3 protein-coding genes are annotated in these 2,913 nt (G+C 64.7%); all 3 read left to right on the top strand.

Annotation, left to right across the window (positions count from 1 at the left end; all coding sequences use genetic code 11):
- A partial coding sequence (locus ACOJSF_RS06450) for a hypothetical protein (protein ID WP_420141394.1) occupies positions 1–750 on the top strand: 750 nt, incomplete at its 5' end.
- 2 nt (positions 751–752) lie between these two features.
- Positions 753–1,847 carry a GTPase-associated system all-helical protein GASH gene (locus ACOJSF_RS06445; protein WP_420141393.1) on the top strand — a complete coding sequence of 365 codons (1,095 nt, stop codon included), beginning with the start codon at positions 753–755 and terminating at the stop codon, positions 1,845–1,847.
- A 90-nt stretch (positions 1,848–1,937) separates the two neighbouring features.
- A complete protein-coding gene (locus ACOJSF_RS06440) occupies positions 1,938–2,891 on the top strand; it encodes a TRAFAC clade GTPase domain-containing protein (protein WP_420141392.1) in 954 nt (317 codons plus the stop codon).
- The last annotated feature ends 22 nt before the right edge of the window (positions 2,892–2,913 follow it).

The raw sequence follows: 2,913 nt of genomic DNA, 5'->3' as shown, positions 1-2,913 counted from the left end.
CTCAAGGAAGACCTGTATCTCCGTCCGATGCAAACCGTACTCAATCCGGAAGCTAACACGGCGAATCTCGTCATGGTCCATCATCCTATCGACTGGCTCGCCGATGGCGACGAGGTCGACGATGATCTGACCGCCCGTGCTCAATTCCACCTCTTCGGCCACAAGCACCGCCAACGTGTGACGCCTGCAGTCGACTACGTTCGCATCGGAGCGGGAGCAGTGAACCCGTCGCGGTCCGAAACCCCCTATGATCCGGGCTACAATCTGCTCGACCTGACGGTCGAAGGCGCCGGTGCCGAACGAGTTATCAAGGTCGCACTGCATCAACGCACGCTGCAGAAGAACCCCGAGCTGTTCGTGCCCATCACGACAAAGGAAGGCGCGGACGTGTTCGTCTCGACCATCCGGATGCCGGAGATGCCGGCCATCCCTCAGCCAGGCGTCGTCATCGCGCCGGCAGCGGCGGCCGAGGTCGGTGTGGCCTTGGCAGCGGAAGCGACGCAAGACGATGCCGGGGCGGTCCTGGACGGAGAGGCGGCCATGGGCGACGAAGATACGCGCGACCTGCTCTTCCGGTTTTGGCGGCTTGCGAGCAGCGAGCGACGAGACATCGCGACGTCTCTCGGCTTGCTTGAGGATGGCGAAATCGACTTGCCCGAGCCTGAACGCTACGGGCGCGCGCTGATCAGGGCTGGCGAGCGCGGGATCATTGACAAGGTGGCTGCCGCAGTCGCCCGTCTGGAGAAGTGACGATGGCTGAAAAAACGATCGCGATGGATGCCAACTTCGCCCGTTGGTATTCCCAGGAGTTCATGGACGACGGCACGGTCCGCGAAGCGCGTTGGAAGGCCGTCGTCGCGATGGCGGCGGACGCGAACTATTGGCGGGTCGAGGTGCTGGTTCGTCTCGCGTTCGCCGCGAAGGATCCCGGTGGACACAAGAACGAGAAGCTCGCGTCGGCCTACGAGACCGTCGTGGGCGCGCTCCGGTCCGGCGGACAGGAATTCGATCCGGCGAAGTCGGCGCGCGAGCTGCAGGTCCTGGCGGCCGCCGCATTGGTGCGACTGTTCGCGTCGTCCGCTGACGCGGCGCTCGCTGTCACGACTGCCTCTTTCTGCGGCCTTCGCGAACCAGCGCTTCCGATGCAGTTGCCGACTCTCGCCGCCCGGGCCTTGGCGGATCTCACGGCGCGACATCACGCGCGTCCGGACATCGCGTCCTTGAAGATCGAAGCGCCTGCGATTGACTATGATCCGGAAGCGGAGGTGGCCGAAGGCGAGACCGAACTCACGACCGAAGAGCAGGTGAACGCGCTGCGTGACGCAGCGGACGAGGCTTTGGTGACCATAGCCAACAACCAGAACGCGGTGACGCAGGCACTGGTGCGGCGCACGCTGCTCGCCGAGGAGGAGCTGCAGATGCTGTGGTGGCTGGTCGGTGGCTACAGTGTCACGCGCGATCGTCCGTTCACCAAGATCGCCGCCGCCGCCCAGCCGTTCATCCTTGCCAATGAACTCGGCGAGATGACGAACGCGTCGCCCGGGCCGGCGTCGATCAAAGCACTCCTCGCCAAGGCAGGAGTCGGGAGCAAAGCCGTACCGGTTCGTGATGCGGTGAACGCGGTCGATCTCGACTGGGCTAAAAGGGTCAGCAATTCGTTGGCCGTCTCTCCGCTTACCACGCCGCTGCACTTCGCGCTCGAGAAGCGCGCCGAGGTCGAGAACGACACAGCTTGGCAAGCCGGCTGGGCCGCGCTGACTGGGCTGGCGGTGAACGTGTCCCTGCCCGCCGACCAACTCGCCGAGCTGTTCTACCGCGAGCACCTCTTCCTTCGCGTATCGAGCTGAAACCATGGCCACTGCAGCAGCCACGTGCTCCAACCCGGACTGCAACGTCGCCATGGACGGGAAGTGCGTCGAGACCTATTCGCTCGCCGAATGCCCCACTACGGGCGCCCGTCGGTTGCCGACATTGAACTGGTCGAAGAGCAGCCGGAGGATCTGCAACCGGCGCCGGATATCGAGCCGCCGGTAATCGCCTTGCCGCTAGGCGAAGCGCTGGGTCGGGCCGAGGCGTCGGCGCTGCAGCGTCGTCGAGCGTCGCGCGCGATCGGCGTGGTCGGACCGCACTTCGCCGGCAAGACCAGCCTAATGGCGAGTGTCTATGAGATCCTGCAAGAGGGCGTCGTCGCCGGCTACAGCTTCGCGGGGTCGTCGACGCTGATCGGGTTCGAGATGATCTGCCATGACGCCCGGGCCGCTTCAAAGCGTTCTCAGCCGCACACCGAGCGGACCACGGTCGGTGCGGACGTGACCTTCTTCCATCTCGATCTCGGCATTGGCGCGCCAGCGACAATCACATCGCTCTTCATCGGCGATCGATCCGGCGAGGACTATCTGACGACCGCCGATGAGCTATCGAACGCGGCAGGATTCTTCGAGCTCAAGCGCGCCGACGTGGTTACCATCCTTGTCAATGGCGAGCATCTCGCCGACGCCAAGCTGCGTCACGAGGTGAAAGCGAGTACTCCGCAACTGATAGACGCGCTGGTCGAGGCGGGTTCGATCTCCGCACGGCAGCGGGTCGCACTGGTCCTGACCAAGAAGGACGCGGTAGCGGCCTCTGCCCATGCTGAGCGCGTCGTCGCCGACTTCGACGAGATGGTCGCGGGGGTGGTCCGGCGGCACGGAAATCTGGTAACCGACGTCGCGTCGTTCGTCGTCGCGGCATCGCCGCGCATCGCCAACGACGTCAAGCGCGGCGAAGGCGTCAGCGACCTGGTGGCTTACTGGATGCAGCCGGTCGGTGCCGAAGAGCCACCGCTGGCTCAGGGCCTCCAGATGACGCGGATGATCGATCGCGTCGTGGTCGACACGGAGCGTGACGCATGAGCGCAGAAACCGACGTATCGGT

Source organism: Sphingomonas sp. (assembly GCF_048594985.1).
Taxonomy (GTDB): Bacteria; Pseudomonadota; Alphaproteobacteria; order Sphingomonadales; family Sphingomonadaceae; genus Sphingomonas_I.
The sequence above is the reverse complement of the archived record's forward strand: the minus strand, read 5'-3'. Positions and strand labels throughout refer to the sequence as shown.